A 15,192-nucleotide genomic window follows, 5' to 3' on the forward strand; every position below is an offset into this window, starting at 1 on the left:
CGTTCCCCGCCGGCCGTTCCCCGCCGGCCGTTCCCCGCCGGCCGCGACCCTCCGGGACGGTTCCCTCCGAATTCGCTTACCCGGTAAGCGGATTCCCGCGCTCCACCCTCTCCGACCGGGTGGCCGTGAAGACCCGCCGGACTCCGGCGCCACACCACCCCGGAGCGCCGGACCCGCGGACCGCGCACGGTGTCTGCCGGGGCGTCGCCGGGCCGGTCGGAGCAGGCCGGGCCCGGGGCGGACGGTGCCGGTCCGGGGCGACCGGCTCAGCCGCGCCGCCGCCCCAGCACCGCCGCCGTCGCGACGGCGAGCAGTCCGGCCGCCCCGGCCACCAGCCGGGACAGCCGCGCGACACGGTGCAGGTCGGCCACCCGGGGCGGGTGCCCGTCGCCGAGCGACGGGCGGTCCTCGGTGCCGTGGGCGTAGACGGTCGGCCCGCCCAGGCGCAGCCCGAGCGCGCCGGCGGCGCTCGCCTCGACCGGGCCGGCGTTCGGGCTGGGGTGCCCGGCGGCGTCGCGGCGCCAGACCTGCAGCGCGGTCGCCCGCGAGCCGCCCACCAGCGGCGCGACGGCCACGGTGAGCACCGCGGTGACCCGGGCCGGGGCCAGGTTGGCCACGTCGTCGAGGCGGGCCGCGGCCCACCCGAAGCGGGCGTGCCGGGCGGAGCGGTAGCCGACCATCGCGTCGAGGGTGTTCACCGCGCGGTAGCCCAGCAGCCCCGGGATCCCGGCGACCGCGCCCCACACCAGCGGCCCGACGACGGCGTCGGAGGTGTTCTCGGCCAGCGACTCGGTCCCGGCGCGGGCCATGCCGTCGGCGTCGAGCAGCTCCGGGTCGCGCGCGCACAGGTGCGGGATCCGGGCGCGGGCGGCGGCCAGGTCACCGGCGTCGAGCGACGCCGCCAGCGCGGCGCCCTCGCCCACCAGCGAGGTCCCGCCGAGCACCGCCCAGGTGGCGACGGCGGTCAGCCCGGCCCGCACGACGGGCTCGGCCCGGGCGCCCGCACGTGTCGCGCCCGCCTCGGCGAGGGCCCCCGCCGCGACCGCCGACCCGACCAGGATCGCGGTGTAGGCCACCCCGGGTGCGACGGCGTCGCGGTGCATCCGGCCCTCCAGCCGGGCGGCGAGCGTGCCGAAGCCGGCGACCGGGTGCCACCGGCGCGGGTCGCCGAGCAGTGCGTCGGCGACGATCCCGGCGGCCAGTCCGGCCGCGCGGCCACGTGTTCCCATGCGCCGAACCTAGAGCGGCGCGCGCGCAGGGTGCGGGCAGGCCGGGCAGGATCATGGGCATGCGCACGGACCTCAAGCCGGACGAGATGGGCAGCGGCCCGTTCTACAAGCTCCTGACCAGCGTCGTCGTCCCCCGGCCGATCGCCTGGGTCTCCACCCGCTCGGCCGACGGCGTCGACAACCTCGCCCCGCACTCGTTCTTCACGGTGTCCTGCGTGGACCCGCCCATGATCCAGTTCACGTCGGTCGGGAAGAAGGACTCGCTGCGCAACGTGTCGCAGACCCGTGAGTTCGTCGTCTGCCTGGCGAACGAGCCGATGTTCGAGAAGATCAACGCGACCGGCACCGACTTCCCCGCCCGGATCAGCGAGTTCTCCTCGGTCGGGCTGACGGCCGAGGCGTCGTCGGTCGTCGCCCCGCCGCGGGTCGCGGAGTCACCGGTCGCGCTGGAGTGCCGGCTGCACGCCGCGATCGAGCTCGGCGACAGCACGGTGGTGATCGGCCGGGTCGTGCACGCCGCGATCGAGGAGAGCGTGTTCGTCACCGACGAGCGCGGCAACTCCCTGCCCGACATCCGGCGGCTCGCCCCACTGGCCCGCCTGGGCCGCAACGAGTGGTCGCGGATGGGCGAGATCCTGGAGATCACCCGGATCCCCTACCAGCAGTGGCCGGGTCACTTCGGCGACGACTGACCCGGCCCCCGCCGGGTCAGAGGGTGTACTCGGTGGGCGGCGTCGCGTTCGGGTCGGCGTGGATCTCGCCCTCCCGGCCGCGCAGCTCGACCCGGCGGATCTTGCCGGAGATCGTCTTCGGCAGCTCGAAGAACTCGAGCCTGCGGATCCGCTTGTAGGGCGCGAGGTTGTCGTAGGCGAACTGCAGGATCGCCTTCGCCGTCTCCTCGGTCGGCTCGTGCCCGTTGGCGAGCACCACGTAGGCCTTCGGCACGGCGAGGCGGACCGGATCCGGGGACGGCACGACCGCGGCCTCGGCGACCGCCGTGTGCTCGATCAGCACGCTCTCCAGCTCGAACGGGCTGATCCGGTAGTCGCTGGCCTTGAACACGTCGTCGGCCCGGCCGACGTAGGTGATGTAGCCCGACTCGTCGCGGGAGCCGACGTCGCCGGTGTGGTAGTACCCGCCGGCCATGGCCTCGGCGTTGCGCTCCGGGTCGTCGGCGTAGCCCACCATCAGCCCGGTCGGGCGGTGGTCGAGGTCCAGGCAGATCTCGCCCTCGTCGGCGACCTTCCCGGTGGCCGGGTCGACCAGTGCGACGACGAACCCGGGGATCGGCCTGCCCATCGAGCCCGGCTTGACCGGCTGCCCGGGCGGGTTGCCGATCTGCACCGAGGACTCGGTCTGGCCGAACCCGTCGCGGATGCGCAGGCCCCACGCCTTCTCGACCTGCTCGATGACCTCGGGGTTGAGCGGCTCCCCCGCCCCGACGACCTTGGACGGCGGCGTCGCCAGCCCGGACAGGTCGGCCTGGATCAGCATCCGCCACACCGTCGGCGGGGCGCAGAAGCTGGTCACGCCGCAGGAGTCCAGGACCGACAGGACGGACTCCGCGTCGAACCGGGCGTAGTTCATGACGAGCACCGTCGCCTCGGCGATCCACGGCGCGAACACGTTCGACCAGGCGTGCTTGGCCCAGCCGGGCGAGGAGATGTTGAGGTGCACGTCGCCGGGCTCGAGGCCGATCCAGTACATCGTCGACAGGTGCCCGACCGGGTAGGACGTGTGGGTGTGCTCCACCAGCTTCGGCTTCGCCGTGGTGCCGGAGGTGAAGTACAGCAGCAGCGTGTCCGACGCCTTGGTGGTGCCGTCCGGGGTGAACTCGGCGGCGGCCGAGTAGGCCTCGCCGGTGTAGTCGCGCCAGCCCGCCACGGCGCCGCGGACGGCGATGCGGGTGTAGTCGCCGTCGACGTCGTCGAACTTGCCGGCGTCGTCCGCCCCGACGACGACGTGCGCGGCCCGCCCGCGGTCCACCCGGTCCTGCAGGTCGGCCGGGGTGAGCAGGGTGGTCGCGGGGATGACCACGGCGCCCAGCTTCATCGCCGCCAGCAGCGTCTCCCACAGCTCCAGCTGGTTGCCGAGCATCAGGATGATCCGGTCGCCGCGGGCGACGCCCTGCTCGCGCAGCCAGTTCGCGACCCGGTGGGACCGCTCGGACAGCTCCGCCCACGTCCAGTGCGCCTGCGAGCCGTCCTGTTCGACGATCCACAGCGCCGTGCGCGCGCCCCGCTCGGGGTCGGCGGCGACGACGTCGAAGTGGTCGAGCGCGAAGTTGAACTCCTCGAGGTCCGGCCAGCGGAAGTCGCGGTAGGCCGTGTCGTAGTCCTCGCGGTGGGTCAGCAGGAAGTCGCGGGCGGCGAGGAACTTCTCCGTCGCCGGGCTGCCGGTCGCCATGGGGTGCACCTCGGTGGGCTCGTGCGGGGGGCCCGTGCCCCGGGCCCGTCGTGCGGGGCCGCCCCGTGCGGCCGTACCGCGACCCTAGTCACTCCGCCGGTGGGTCGGCAGGGTCCCGCGGGCCGGGCGCGGCCGGTGCGGCGCCGATCACGCGATGGTGGCGGCGAGGCCGGCCGTCCCGGACGGGCCGGTGATCGTAGGGTGCCCGCGTGACCGTGCCGAACCTGCCGAAGGTGACGACCCCCGACGTGTCGGTGTCCCGCCTGCGGGTGGGCCGGTACGGGCCGCGGCTGCTGCTGCGCGGCCTGCTCGTGGGGCTCGCGCTGGTGATCCTCGTACTGCTGCTGGCCGGCTGCGGCAACGCCGAGCTGCCCGCGGCGTGGCGCACCCCGTCGCCGGTCCCGACGACGTCGCCGACCGCCACCCCGACACCGACCCCGACGCCCACGCCGACGACGACCCCCACGCCGAGCCGCACCGCCGACCCGTCCCGCACGACGGCCGCGCCCGCACCCGGGCGCGGCGGCACCGACGGCGGCGGCACCGGGTCCGGCCGGACCGACGCCCCGGGGGCGGCCGCGGCGACCTCGCCGATGTGGCCCGCGGGCGACGCGGCGACCGCGCGGCGGATGCAGCAGCAGTCCGACGCCGGCGGCGACCCGTGGCTGCTCGACCCGGAGGAGGTCACGATCTCCTACGTCGGCAGCGAGCTCGGCTACCGGAACCCGACCGTCACCCGCCTCGGCAACGGCGTGTACGCCGCAACCGACGGCCGGTCGGCGCAGCGCTCGACCATCCGGCTCACCCAGCCGGTCCGCTCCGGCACCGGCGGGATCTGGGTGGTCGACCGCGTCGACCGCGGCTGACCCCGAGCGGACGCCACGCACCGGGACCCAGCGTCACCGGGACCCGCACCGGACGGTGCCGCTCGCCGGAACCCGGCCTCGCGTTACACCCTTTGCGCGCCTTGGGTACCGTGAGGTGAATGACAGTTGGCGCGAACGAGTGAAAACCGGCGCCGGGTGCAGCGTCCGGGCCCGTTCCGACGATGTTCCGTGTGAGGCCGTCGCGGTACCGCGGCGGTCGGGGGGTCCAGGAGAGGCGGAGCACGATGGCCAGCGAGTCGGTCCAGCAGGACGTCTTCACCGTGTTGCACGGGCAGGCGTCGCCGATCGTGAGCCGCTGGGCGTACCGCGCCTCGGACCCGTTCGCGATCTCGTTCTCGGTGCGCCGCTCCTCCGACCGCTGGATCGAGTGGCTCGTCGCCCGCGACCTCGTGATCGAGGGCCTGACCACTCCCACCGGCATCGGTGACATCCGGATGGCGCCGCGGCGGATCGACGGCTACGACGTCGTCGAGCTGGAGATCCGCTCCGACGGCGGGTCCGCCGTCCTGGAGGTCGACCGCGACCTGCTGGCCCAGTTCGTCGACTCGACGCTGGAGATCGTCGACCTCGGTGAGGAGCACGACCACCTCGACATCGACGGTGCCATCGCCCGCCTGACCGGCAGCGCGGCGGGTCCCACCACCCCCTGAGCACCGACCCCGACCGACGACGAGGGCCCCGGACCGCACGACGCGGTACCGGGGCCCTCGTGTCCGCGGGTGTCCCGGCGCTCAGCCGTTCTGCTCGGCCCACTCGGGGTCGGTCCTGTGCTCATACTCGTTCCGCAGGCTTCTCTCGGCGTCCCGCTCGGCGTCGGCCGCCGCCTCGTCGGCGTGGTCGGCGTCGCGCGCGAGCTGGTCGCTGACCTCCGGATCCCCGACCGGGGACTCGTCGACCACCGGCACGATGCCCTCGTCGACGTCGTGCACGGCGGCCTCCTCGGCGCTGGCCGCGCCGCCGTCGATGCCCACGTCGGTCCCGGCGCCGTCGACGGCCGGGTCGTCCGCGGCGGAGTCGGTGGCGGCCGTCAGCCGCCCGGAGCGGGCCGGGTCGCCCTCGGGCAGCTCGTCGGGCAGCTCCCGGGCCAGCCGCGCCTCGTGCGACTCGCCCTCCTCCTGGCCCGCCGCGGTCACCGCGTTGTCCTCGACGCCGTAGGGGCGGTCCGGCGGGACGTAGCCGGAGTCCAGCGGGTCGGTGTCCGACGGACCGGTCAGCGCCTCGTCGGTGTCCAGCTGCATCGCCGACGCCATGTCCGGCGCCTCCGGCTGGAACTCGTTCTCGTCACCTGAAGCGGATGCCATCGGTCGCGGGTCTCCTCGGTGTGGCCGTAGGTCGGACGGTGTTCGGTATCGACCGTGCGTACCCCGCGTCGTGCCGCGGCATGCGCCGACGACCGGACGCTACGGTCGCCGACACCGGGCCCGCCGTGACCGGTCCCCCGCCGCACCCGTCGTACGAAGGAGCACTCCCCCGTGACCGCCGCCCCGTCCGCCCGTTCCGGTGACAGCACCCGCAGCGCCCTGCTCGCCGCCGCCGCGGACCTGTTCACCGAGCACGGCTACGACCGCACCTCGGTCCGCGCGATCGCCGACCGGGCCGGGGTGAACCAGGCGCTGCTCTTCCGCTACTTCGGCAGCAAGGACGCCCTGTTCGCCCGCGTCGCCGCCGAGCGCGCCCTCGCCGTGCTGCACGACGGCCCGCCCGAGGAGCTCCTGACCCGCCTGCTGCGGTCGATCCTCGACGGCGGCGACGGGCCCGAGCGCGACCTGTTCGGGCCCGTCGTGCGCTCGGCCGGGACCTCGGAGGCGGCCGCGGCCGTGCGGGTGGAGCTGGCCGGGGCGTTCACCGAGGCGTTCGCCGCGCAGGCCGCCGGCGCCGCCGACCGGGCCGACGCCGAGCTGCGCGCCGAGCTGGTCCTGACCTGGCTGCTCGGGCTGAGCCTGGTCCAGCCGCTGCTGCCCGGGGGCGCGGTCGGGCGGGCCGACCCGGACGCGGTGCTGGACCACGTCACGCGCGCCGCCCGCACCCTGCTGGAGACGCCCGGGCTCAGCCGGTGAGCCGGCCCACCTCGGCGCGGAACCGCTCGCGCTGGGCCGGGGTCTCCCGGGTCCGCGACAGGTAGTGCGCCGGGCGCGGCGTGCGGTCGTGCCAGAACCGGCCGGTCCCGACCGCCGACGACGGCGCGGCCGCGAGCCACACCGCGGTGTCCGCGCCCTGGGCCGGGGTGCGCAGCACGGGGCCGACGACCTTGTCGAACAGCGGCAGCGACCCGGTGACGCCCGGGGTGCGGGCCCAGCCGGGGTGCAGTGCGTGCACGGTGACGTGCCGGGGGGCCAGCTCGTCGGCGAGCAGCCCGGTCAGGACGACCTGCATCCGCTTGGTGCGGGCGTAGGCCGCGGTGCCGCCGTAGTCACCGGTGCGGAACTGCAGGTCGTCGTCGCGCAGGGGCTGGGCGTACATGCCTCCCGACGACATGATGATCACCCGGGAGTCGGTGCCCGAGCGTTCGGCGCCCGCCGCCAGGGTGTCGGCGAGCAGCCGGGTCAGCAGCAGCGGTCCGAGGACGTGCACGGCCAGGGTCAGCTCGTTGCCCTCGGAGGTCTCGCTGCGCTCGGCCGGGAGCAGCCCGGCGTTGTGCACCAGCACGTCCAGGGCGTCGACCTCGGCGGCGAACCGGGTCGCGAACGCGCGCACGTCGGCGAGCTCGCCGAGGTCGCAGACCTGCACCGGGAGCCGGTCGCGGGACAGGCCCGGCACGGCGGCCAGGATCCGGTCCTGCGCCGCGACGCCCTTGTCCCGGGAGCGGACGAGCAGGTGCACCGTCGCGCCGAGCCGGACGAGCCCGGTCGCGATCGCCTCCCCCAGCCCGCCGCCCGCACCGGTGACGAGCGCGGTGCGTCCGGCCAGGGCGCCGCGGGGCGGGTCGGCGCGGTCACCGCTCCACCCCGGGCGCCGCAGGAGGTACCCGATCCGCGAGTAGCCGGGGACCAGGGTGCGGTCGAGGACGGTGTCGAGAGCGCTGCCGAGCACGGACCGATCCGACCACAGCGCCGCGCTGCCCGCGCGTCGATCAGCCCTGCAGACCCGGACCGGAGACGTAGGGGGTGCCGGGGACGTTCGCCGTCGGGAGCTTCGGGACGGCGTCGGTGACCGGGTCGGCGGTGGAGATCCGCTCCATGGCGCCGCAGCTGGACAGCGAGTACGACAGCGGGTTCACCGGCGGGGCGGTGGCCTTGTCGAAGCCGTGCTCGACCTTGCGGATCGACATGGTGCCGCCGGTCAGCTTGTACATGTTCCCCGACGGGTTGGGCGCCTCGAGGGTGCCGTTGCCGTTCTCGTCGACCTCCCACTCGCCGACGGTCTGGCCGCCGGGCAGCGGGTTGGTGCCGTCGAGGATGCAGGGGTTGTTGTTGGTGGCGCTGGAGGTCGCGCCGTAGAAGAACGACACGTAGCGGGCGTCCGGGTCCATGCCGGTCGCGGTACCGGACACGGTGTCGGAGTCGACGGTGGCGGTCCCGGCGACGCCGTCGGTGTTCTTCGACGCCAGGTCGACCTGCGTGGGCCCGGTGCTCGGCCCGCCGACGACCCCGGCCACGTCCGGCAGGCCGCCGAGCCCCGAGTAGTCGGGCAGGCCCGCCGTGCGCGCGACGCCGGACAGGTCCGGCAGCGGGCCGTCCCTTCCGGTCAGCGGGGTGGTGTCGGGCAGGCCCGCGATCTCGTTGAGGCCCTCCAGTGGGCCGCCCGCGGTGACGCCGGGGACGTCCGGGAGCTCGTCGGTGCTGCCGTCGGTGACGCCGGGGACCGACGGCAGCTCCGGCAGGACGTCGCCGAGGCCGGTGAGGGTGTCGGTCGGGCCGGCCGGCGGGCTGTTGCCGGTGTCGGTGCCGACGACGGTGCCCGCGGTGCCCACCGCGGTGTCGACCAGCGAGCCGGCCTGCCCGGCGCCGGGCACCGAGGCACCGGCGTCGGACAGGGTCTGCGCCGGGTCGGGCAGCGACGTCAGGGGCTTCGTGGGGGTGTTCAGGTCGACGCCCTCGCCGAGGCCGCCCGTGAGGTCGCCGAGGCCGGGGACCGCGTCGAGCGGACCGGTCGACGGGGCGGCGGCGTCCTCCGTGCCGGACGGGGCGGCGGAGTCCGTCGAACCGGACGAGCCCGCGGAGTCCCGGTCCGACCCCTCGGACTCCTGGTCCGACTTCCCGGAGCCCTTCCCCGACTTCCCGGAGGCCTCACCCGACTTCCCCGAGCCCGTGTCCGACTTCCGGGAGCCCTCGTCCGACGTGTCGCGGCCCGGGCCGTCGTCGGCCGAGGAACCCGAGGAACCCGAGGAACCCGGGGAGCCCGATCCCGCGCCGTCCGTTCCCAGCACCGAGCCGACGACGTCCGCCCCGGTCACCAGGTCACCCGGGCCCCCGGAGGAGGATCCCGACGAGTCCGCGGAGTCGGAGCAGGACCCGCCGACCGGACCGGTGCCCTCCGGGCAGTCCGCCGCGGCTCCCGGCGAGTCGTCGTCGGAGCCCGTCCCGGCGAACGCCGTCCCGGCCGTCCCCCCGGAGGTCAGCAGCAGTGCCGCGAGCGCGGCGGGGGCGGCGACCCGGCGCGCGGTGCCGGTGGAGGGAGCGGCGTGCCTGCGCCGCCCGCGGAGGGACCTGCCGGCGGCCACCGCCGCGGCGACGCCGGTCGAACGGTGGCCGGTCCGGGTGTGCTTGCCCATCTCGAGCGGTCCTTCCGCCTCGCCGCGGGCGAGGGTGCTGGGGAGCGGTGGAGGACGGCGCGGGCACCGGCGCGGCCGGGGTGCGGGGGGCACCCCCGGGGAGCGGCCGGATCGTGCCGGGTCACCCGGCTCGTCCGGTTCGGGACGTTACGAAACGGTGACCCGTCGAGGTTGCTTTCCTGAGAGGACATCGACGACCCGGGCGATCACGGGTCGGCTCCGGACGCCGAGTGACGGGCCAGCTGGACCGAACGGCTCAGCGATCTACGACGAACACGCTCCGTGTTCTCAGGATCGCCGGAGGACCCCTCCGTTCAACGAGCGGGCGACGCCGGCGTGACGGGTCGGCGCAGATCCGCCACCGCTCGTACTCGCGGCGCGTGGCCGCCGCCCGGACGGGGGACTAGCCGAGGCGCTCGCGGACGGCGTCGAGGTTGCGTTCCATCCCCGTCCGCCACTCCCGCAGCCGGCCCTCGACGATCCGCTCCTCCTTGTCCGGCCACCGCTCGATCGCCTGCGTGAGACCCGACGGCCCCGGGCCCATCCGGGCCCACTGGCGCAGCGCGGTGCCGTCGCCGTCGGGGGTGAGCTCGAACCGCCACACGGCGGTCTCCCCGCCGTCGGCATCGGCCTCGACGGTCCACTCGAACAGCCGCCCCGGCTCCCAGCCGGTCACGGTGGACACCGTGGTCCAGCCGCCGCGGGCCTCGTGGTGGTGGTGCCCGCGCAGCTTCGACCCGGGGCCCGGGACGTCGCCGTCGAGCCACTCGGCGCGCTGCATCTCGGTCGACACCCGGGCCAGGAACTCCGGGTCGGTCACCAGCTCCCACACCGCCTCGGGCGGTGCGGCGACCCGGGCGGTGGCCTCGGTGGTGGGTCCGTCGGCGTAGCGCATGCGACCTCCTCGTCGTCGGGCCGCGGCGGGTCAGCGCTCGTCGGCACCCCGGCGCAGCAGGTAGGTGTCCATGATCCACCCCTTGTTCTCCCGGGCCTCGGCCCGAACCTTCAGGATCTCGTCGGTCACCTCGACGAGCGGCCCGGCGACGAGCAGCTCGTCGGGCGTGCCCAGGTAGGCGCCCCAGAAGATGTGCAGCTCACGGCGCTGCTCGTCGGGCAGCGTGGCGAAGGCGGTGCGGCCGTCGAGCATCACGACGACGTCGTCGACGTCGGTGGGCATCCCCTCGGCGATCCGGCGCCCGGTGGTGATCAGGACGGGGCGCCCGACCCGGTTCAGGATCAGCCGGTGGGCGGCGGCGAGGGCGGCGACGCTGGAGATCCCGGCGACCGACTCGACCGACCACTGCTCCCCCGCGCCGGCGAGGACCCGGTCGAGCAGGCGCAGTGTCCCGTCGTAGAGGGAGGGGTCGCCCCAGACCAGGAACGCACCGGTCTGCCCGTCGGCCAGCTCGGCGTCGAGCATCTCGCGGTAGAGCCGGGCACGGCGGTCCTGCCAGTCGACCACGACGTCGCGGTACCGCTCGTCGTCGCGCTCGACCTCGGTGCCGCGGTCCCGGCCCACCTCGGGCGCGGTGACCAGCCGGTACCCGCCGTCCGGGCGGTGGCGGCGCAGGATCTCCGTGCGCAGGGCCAGCAGATCGTCCTGCGCCCCCCCGGCGTCGAGCCCCTTGTCGATGACGAAGACGACGTCGGCCTGCTGCAGTGCGTGGACCGCCTGGAGGGTGAGGTGGTCGGGGTCACCTGCCCCGATCCCGATCACGAGAACCGTGCGCACCGGTGTGACCGTAACGGACCCCGCGCACTCCCCGGCACTCCCCCGATCGGCTGGTACCCCCGCCCGGTGTCGCCCGATGCGCGCAGCGTCCGACCCCGTCACGCGGCGTCGTCACTCGGTAGTGTCATGGTGACCGGCGAGCCACGACCGGGTCACCGGCCGACCGCCGACGACCGACCCCGCAGCGCCACCCCGGGAGGCCACGTCACCGTGCCCACCAGCGAACACAGCAGGACCCTGACGATCGGACACCTCGTCGAGTCGCTCGACGACCGTGGCGTCGCCGCCGCGCTCGGTGACCTCGCCGCCGCGGCCCCGGACGCCGGGTTCCGGGTGGTGGTCGTCGCGCTGGCCCCGTCCGGGCACTCCGACGTCGCCGAGCGCATGGCCCGCGCCGGGGCGCCACCGGTCGAGCTGAACGTCGCGCCGTGGGACCCGCGTGCCGTGCTGAAGGTCCTCGCCGCGTTCCGGGAGCACGGTGTCGACCTGGTGCACACCCACGGCGCCCGGCCCGACGTCGTGGGCTCGGCCGCCGCGGCCCGGCTGCGGGTGCCCGCGGTGTCCACGCTGCACCACATCCACGAGCACCCCGCCGACCGCGGCGACCAGCTCCGGCGGACCGCGAAGACGTTGGCGCGCAAGCGGTTCATGAATCGCACGATCGCGACGTCCGCCCTGCAGCGCGACTGGTACCGCCGCGCCGCCGGGTCCACCGAGGGCCTGTCGGTGATCCCGGACGGCGCCGCCGACCCGGGCGAGGGCACGCCCGAGGAGCGGGAGCGTCTGCGGCGCGGGCTCGGCGTGGACGACCACGAGGTCGTCGCCGTCTCGGTCGCGCCGATGCGCCGCGGCCAGGGGCAGGACATGCTGCTCGACGCCGTCGCCGGGATCGGACCGGACGAGCCGCTCACCGTGGTGCTCGGCGGCGACGGGCCGCTGCGGCCGTGGCTGGAGTCGCGCGTCGCCGCCGACGAGGCCCTGTCCGGCCGGGTGGCGTTCCGCCGCAGCACCGACCCGGTCGCGCTGCTCCGCGCCGCCGACGTGCAGCTGCACACGACCCGGCACGACACGATGCCCCGCATGCTGTTGCTCGGCCACGGCACCGGGACCCCGGCGGTCGCGACGCGGGTCGGCGGGATCCCGGAGATCGTGACCCGCGAGACCGGGCTGCTGGCCCCGGTCGACGCCACCCGGATCGCCGACGAGCTGGTGCGGCTGACCCGCGACGCCGAGCTGCGCGCCCGGCTCGGGGCCGGGGCCCGGCGGCGGTTCCTCGACCGGTTCGCGGCGGCGCCGTGGGCGGCCCGGCTCGGCGACGTCTACCGCAGCGCGGCCGGGGTGGCGGGCGCGCCCGCTCCCGCCGAGCTGGACACGCCGGAGCCGGTGGGCCGGGGCTGAGCCGAGCTGCGGCGGGCCGGGCCGGCTCAGTGCGGGACGGGCGCGGGCCGGTCGGCGACCGGGTTCTCCAGGGTCCCGACGCCGTCGATCTCGACGGTGACCCGGTCCCCCGCGGTCATCGGCCCGACCCCGCCGGGGCTGCCGGTGAGCACGACGTCACCGGGCTGCAGCGTGATCCAGCGGGTCACGTGGGCGAGGATCCGCGCGACGTCGAAGATCATCGCCCCGGTGTCGGACTCCTGGACGGTGCGGCCGTTCAGCGTGGTCCGCAGCCCCCACGGCCCCGCGCCCGGCTCGGTCTCGATGCACGGCCCGAGCGGGCAGAAGGTGTCCGCGCTCTTCGCCCGCGCCCACTGCCCGTCGGCGCGGTAGTCGTGCGCGGTGACGTCGTTGGCGCAGGTCAGGCCGAGCACGTGCGACCAGGCGGTGCGTTCGTCCAGGTCACGGGCCCGGCGGCCGATCACCACCGCGAGCTCGCCCTCGTACTCCAGCCGCTGCACCCCGGCCGGGCGCAGCACCGGCTTCCCCGGTCCGACGACGGCATTGGGCGCCTTGAGGAACAGCGCGGGCCGCTCCGGGCGGGGGCGCCCCTTCTCGGCGAGCTGGCAGGGGTAGTTGCTCCCGACGCACACGATGGTGCGGGGGTCGCAGGGGGCGAGCAGGACGACCTCGGCGAGCCGCCCGGCGACCGCCCCCGGCCCGGACGGGCCCAGCTCGCGGACGACGTCGCCGTCGCCGCCGGTCTCGACCCGCCCCGTGCGGGGGCCCTGGCCGGAGTCGTAGCGGACCAGTCGCATCCGCTCACACCGTCCCGGCCGGGCCGAGTGCCTCGCGCACCAGCTCCAGCGGGTGCCAGGCGGTGCGCCCGGCGCCGTGGAAGATCTGCTGGCGGCAGGAGACGCCGGTCGCGGCGACCAGGGTGTCGGCGGACTCGGCGTCGATCGCCGGGAGCAGCCGGTCCCGCCCGACCTCCATCGAGGTCGCGTAGTGCTCGGCCTCGAAGCCGAACGAGCCCGCCATCCCGCAGCAGCCGGAGTCGATCTCGGAGACCTCCAGCCCGGGGATGCGGCGCAGCAGCGCGAGCGTCGCCGCGGTCCCGACCTCGGCCTTCTGGTGGCAGTGCCCGTGGTAGGCCACGCGCCGCCCGCTCAGCGCCGACCGCTCCGGCAGGACCAGACGGCCCTCGTCGAGCGCCTCGACGAGCAGCTCCTCGACCTGGCGGACCCGCTCGCCCACCGACCGGGCCTCGGCGCTGTCCGGGAGCAGGGCGAGGGTCTCGTCGCGCAGGGTGAACACGCACGACGGCTCGCAGCCGACGATCGGTGCGTCGGCCGGGGTGTCCCGGGCGAGCGAGGTGACCAGGCCGGTCGCCTTGCGGCGGGCGTCGTCGAGCAGTCCCTTGGACAGGCTGGACCGGCCGCAGCAGCCGCCGCCGGCCAGCTCGACCCGCCACCCGGCGCGCTCCAGCAGGCCGATGGCGGCCCGCCCGATGTGCGGCTCGGTGAAGGTGGTGAACGAGTCGGCCAGCCACACGACGGTCCCGGCCGGTGCCCCGGCCCGCGCGGGGTCACGGCGCCGGTACCACCGCACCAGGTTGTCCCGGTCGAAGCGCGGCAGCGGGCGGCGCGCGGTGATCCCGACGGTCCGCTCGGCGAGCCGGCGCAGCACCCCGACCCGGCCGGGCAGGTTGGACAGCGGCGCGGTCGCCGACCCGAGCCGGTTCAGCGTGCGGATGGCGCCGAACAGCCGCGAGCGCAGCGGCGTGCCGTGCACCGCGTGCTGCTGGTGGAGCGCCTCGGCCTTGGGCGAGGTCTTCACCGATCCGCTGCTCACCGGCCGGGACTTCTTCTGGGACGCCCCGCACCCGACCCTGCCCGCGGTCCGCCAGCTGGGGTCGCCGATGCGCTTCTCCCGCACCCCCGCGCGGCGGGGCACCGCCGGGCCCCCGCTCGGCGCGGCGACCGACGACGTCCTCGCCGAGCTGTCCGACCCCGCCCGCGGGGGCCACGCGTGAGCCCGGAGGTGACCGCGGAGCTCGCGGCCGGGGTGCTCACCGTGACCTTCCGCCGTCCCGAGCGGCGCAACGCACTGACCTGGGACATGTACGAGGGGCTGGTGGCGGCGTGCGAGCGGGCCGATGCCGACCCGGAGGTCCGGGCGCTCGTCGTGCGCGGCGAGGGCGGCCGGGCCTTCGCCGCGGGCACCGACATCGGCCAGTTCCGCGCGTTCGCCTCGGGCGCCGACGGGGTGGCCTACGAGCGCCGGGGCACCGCCGTGCTCGACCGGGTCCGCGCCGTCGGCGTGCCCACCGTGGCCGCGGTCGCCGGGTACTGCGTCGGCGGCGGGCTGGGCATCGCCTGCGCGGCCGACCTGCGCATCGCGACGCCCGGGTCCCGGTTCGGCGTGCCGATCGCCCGCACGCTGGGCAACTGCCTGTCCGCGCGGACCCTGGACCTGATGGTCGAGGCCCTGGGCCGACCGCTGACGGCGGACCTGCTGCTCACCGCGCGGATGCTGGAGACAGTGGAGGCCGCGCGGGTGCCGGGGTTCCTGCACGCCGTCGTCGACGACCTCGACGCGGGACTGGACGCGCTCACCGGGCGGCTCACCACCGGCGCACCGCTGACGATCTGGGCGACCAAACGGCTGCTGGACGACCGGTCCGCCGACGACACCGCGGTGGTCGACCGGGTCTACGGATCGACCGACTTCCGCACGACGGTCGCCGGGTTCGGGCAGGGCGGCACCCCGAGCTGGACCGGGACCTGATCCCGGGCTCCGGCCCGCCGTCGGACCGCCGACCCCGGGGCCGGCGCCCGGTGGCGGGCC

The 15,192-nt window shown here is 75.8% G+C and carries 16 protein-coding genes; 7 read left to right on the forward strand and 9 right to left on the reverse strand.

What is annotated here, in order from left to right; all coding sequences use genetic code 11:
- Window positions 1-266: 266 nt before the first annotated feature.
- Entirely contained in the window at window positions 267-1,229 is a 963-nt protein-coding gene (locus WHI96_RS09155) for a cobalamin biosynthesis protein (protein ID WP_345652172.1), read from the reverse strand.
- A 59-nt stretch (window positions 1,230-1,288) separates the two neighbouring features.
- Between WHI96_RS09155 and WHI96_RS09160 the strand changes: the two genes are divergently transcribed.
- Complete coding sequence (locus WHI96_RS09160; RefSeq protein WP_345652169.1) at window positions 1,289-1,921, forward strand: flavin reductase family protein; 633 nt, start codon at window positions 1,289-1,291, stop codon at window positions 1,919-1,921.
- Window positions 1,922-1,937: 16 nt separating this feature from the next.
- Here the strand turns inward: WHI96_RS09160 and WHI96_RS09165 are convergent, their stop codons facing one another.
- On the reverse strand, window positions 1,938-3,635 hold the full coding sequence (locus WHI96_RS09165) for an AMP-binding protein (RefSeq protein ID WP_345652167.1): 1,698 nt from the start codon (window positions 3,633-3,635) through the stop codon (window positions 1,938-1,940).
- 209 nt (window positions 3,636-3,844) lie between these two features.
- On the opposite strand from WHI96_RS09165, the gene WHI96_RS09170 reads away from it, so the two are divergent.
- Together WHI96_RS09170 and WHI96_RS09175 are read left to right on the forward strand one after the other, a co-directional pair.
- Window positions 3,845-4,501 (forward strand): hypothetical protein, encoded by a 657-nt coding sequence (locus tag WHI96_RS09170; RefSeq protein ID WP_345652164.1) that lies wholly within the window; start codon window positions 3,845-3,847, stop codon window positions 4,499-4,501.
- A gap of 245 nt (window positions 4,502-4,746) precedes the next feature.
- Window positions 4,747-5,172 (forward strand): SsgA family sporulation/cell division regulator, encoded by a 426-nt coding sequence (locus WHI96_RS09175; RefSeq protein ID WP_226357858.1) that lies wholly within the window; start codon window positions 4,747-4,749, stop codon window positions 5,170-5,172.
- Window positions 5,173-5,253: 81 nt separating this feature from the next.
- Here the strand turns inward: WHI96_RS09175 and WHI96_RS09180 are convergent, their stop codons facing one another.
- Window positions 5,254-5,823: a DUF5709 domain-containing protein gene (locus WHI96_RS09180; protein WP_345652161.1), complete on the reverse strand. Its 570-nt coding sequence runs from the start codon at window positions 5,821-5,823 to the stop codon at window positions 5,254-5,256.
- Between the two features lie 171 nt (window positions 5,824-5,994).
- Between WHI96_RS09180 and WHI96_RS09185 the strand changes: the two genes are divergently transcribed.
- Window positions 5,995-6,579 (forward strand): TetR/AcrR family transcriptional regulator, encoded by a 585-nt coding sequence (locus WHI96_RS09185; RefSeq protein ID WP_345652158.1) that lies wholly within the window; start codon window positions 5,995-5,997, stop codon window positions 6,577-6,579.
- Here WHI96_RS09185 and WHI96_RS09190 read toward each other — a convergent pair.
- The 4 genes from WHI96_RS09190 to cobF all read right to left on the reverse strand — a co-directional run bounded on the left by WHI96_RS09190 (window position 6,569) and on the right by cobF (window position 10,965).
- Window positions 6,569-7,552 (reverse strand): SDR family NAD(P)-dependent oxidoreductase, encoded by a 984-nt coding sequence (locus WHI96_RS09190; RefSeq protein WP_345652156.1) that lies wholly within the window; start codon window positions 7,550-7,552, stop codon window positions 6,569-6,571. The genes WHI96_RS09185 and WHI96_RS09190 overlap by 11 nt on opposite strands.
- 40 nt (window positions 7,553-7,592) lie before the next feature.
- On the reverse strand, window positions 7,593-9,233 hold the full coding sequence (locus WHI96_RS09195) for a hypothetical protein (RefSeq protein ID WP_345652153.1): 1,641 nt from the start codon (window positions 9,231-9,233) through the stop codon (window positions 7,593-7,595).
- Between the two features lie 403 nt (window positions 9,234-9,636).
- The gene (locus WHI96_RS09200) at window positions 9,637-10,128 is read right to left on the reverse strand and encodes an SRPBCC family protein (protein WP_345652150.1); all 492 of its coding nucleotides are present in this window, start codon (window positions 10,126-10,128) and stop codon (window positions 9,637-9,639) included.
- A 30-nt stretch (window positions 10,129-10,158) separates the two neighbouring features.
- Entirely contained in the window at window positions 10,159-10,965 is an 807-nt protein-coding gene (cobF, locus tag WHI96_RS09205; protein WP_345652147.1) for a precorrin-6A synthase (deacetylating), read from the reverse strand.
- A 210-nt stretch (window positions 10,966-11,175) separates the two neighbouring features.
- On the opposite strand from cobF, the gene WHI96_RS09210 reads away from it, so the two are divergent.
- The gene (locus tag WHI96_RS09210) at window positions 11,176-12,363 is read left to right on the forward strand and encodes a glycosyltransferase family 4 protein (protein WP_251785173.1); all 1,188 of its coding nucleotides are present in this window, start codon (window positions 11,176-11,178) and stop codon (window positions 12,361-12,363) included.
- 26 nt (window positions 12,364-12,389) lie between these two features.
- Here WHI96_RS09210 and WHI96_RS09215 read toward each other — a convergent pair whose 3' ends face one another.
- Together WHI96_RS09215 and WHI96_RS09220 are read right to left on the reverse strand one after the other, a co-directional pair.
- Window positions 12,390-13,160: a fumarylacetoacetate hydrolase family protein gene (locus tag WHI96_RS09215; protein WP_345652142.1), complete on the reverse strand. Its 771-nt coding sequence runs from the start codon at window positions 13,158-13,160 to the stop codon at window positions 12,390-12,392.
- A 4-nt stretch (window positions 13,161-13,164) separates the two neighbouring features.
- The gene (locus tag WHI96_RS09220; protein ID WP_345652139.1) at window positions 13,165-14,181 is read right to left on the reverse strand and encodes a heterodisulfide reductase-related iron-sulfur binding cluster; all 1,017 of its coding nucleotides are present in this window, start codon (window positions 14,179-14,181) and stop codon (window positions 13,165-13,167) included.
- Between WHI96_RS09220 and WHI96_RS09225 the strand changes: the two genes are divergently transcribed.
- Window positions 14,165-14,377: a hypothetical protein gene (locus tag WHI96_RS09225; protein WP_345652137.1), complete on the forward strand. Its 213-nt coding sequence runs from the start codon at window positions 14,165-14,167 to the stop codon at window positions 14,375-14,377. The genes WHI96_RS09220 and WHI96_RS09225 overlap by 17 nt on opposite strands.
- Window positions 14,374-15,132: an enoyl-CoA hydratase gene (locus WHI96_RS09230; protein WP_345652134.1), complete on the forward strand. Its 759-nt coding sequence runs from the start codon at window positions 14,374-14,376 to the stop codon at window positions 15,130-15,132. Before WHI96_RS09225 ends, WHI96_RS09230 begins: the two co-directional genes overlap by 4 nt.
- Window positions 15,133-15,192: the final 60 nt, after the last annotated feature.

This window comes from Pseudonocardia tropica (assembly GCF_040105315.1).
In the GTDB taxonomy this organism is placed as follows: domain Bacteria; phylum Actinomycetota; class Actinomycetes; order Mycobacteriales; family Pseudonocardiaceae; genus Pseudonocardia; species Pseudonocardia alni.

Excerpts from the sequence above, each read along its gene's own strand:
- WHI96_RS09180 (WP_345652161.1), bottom strand. The coding sequence starts at position 5,823 with ATGGCATCCGCTTCAGGTGACGAGAACGAGTTCCAGCCGGAGGCGCCG.
- WHI96_RS09165 (WP_345652167.1), bottom strand. The coding sequence starts at position 3,635 with ATGGCGACCGGCAGCCCGGCGACGGAGAAGTTCCTCGCCGCCCGCGAC.
- WHI96_RS09155 (WP_345652172.1), bottom strand. The coding sequence starts at position 1,229 with ATGGGAACACGTGGCCGCGCGGCCGGACTGGCCGCCGGGATCGTCGCC.
- WHI96_RS09215 (WP_345652142.1), bottom strand. The coding sequence starts at position 13,160 with ATGCGACTGGTCCGCTACGACTCCGGCCAGGGCCCCCGCACGGGGCGG.
- WHI96_RS09175 (WP_226357858.1), top strand. The coding sequence starts at position 4,747 with ATGGCCAGCGAGTCGGTCCAGCAGGACGTCTTCACCGTGTTGCACGGG.
- WHI96_RS09200 (WP_345652150.1), bottom strand. The coding sequence starts at position 10,128 with ATGCGCTACGCCGACGGACCCACCACCGAGGCCACCGCCCGGGTCGCC.
- WHI96_RS09195 (WP_345652153.1), bottom strand. The coding sequence starts at position 9,233 with ATGGGCAAGCACACCCGGACCGGCCACCGTTCGACCGGCGTCGCCGCG.
- WHI96_RS09160 (WP_345652169.1), top strand. The coding sequence starts at position 1,289 with ATGCGCACGGACCTCAAGCCGGACGAGATGGGCAGCGGCCCGTTCTAC.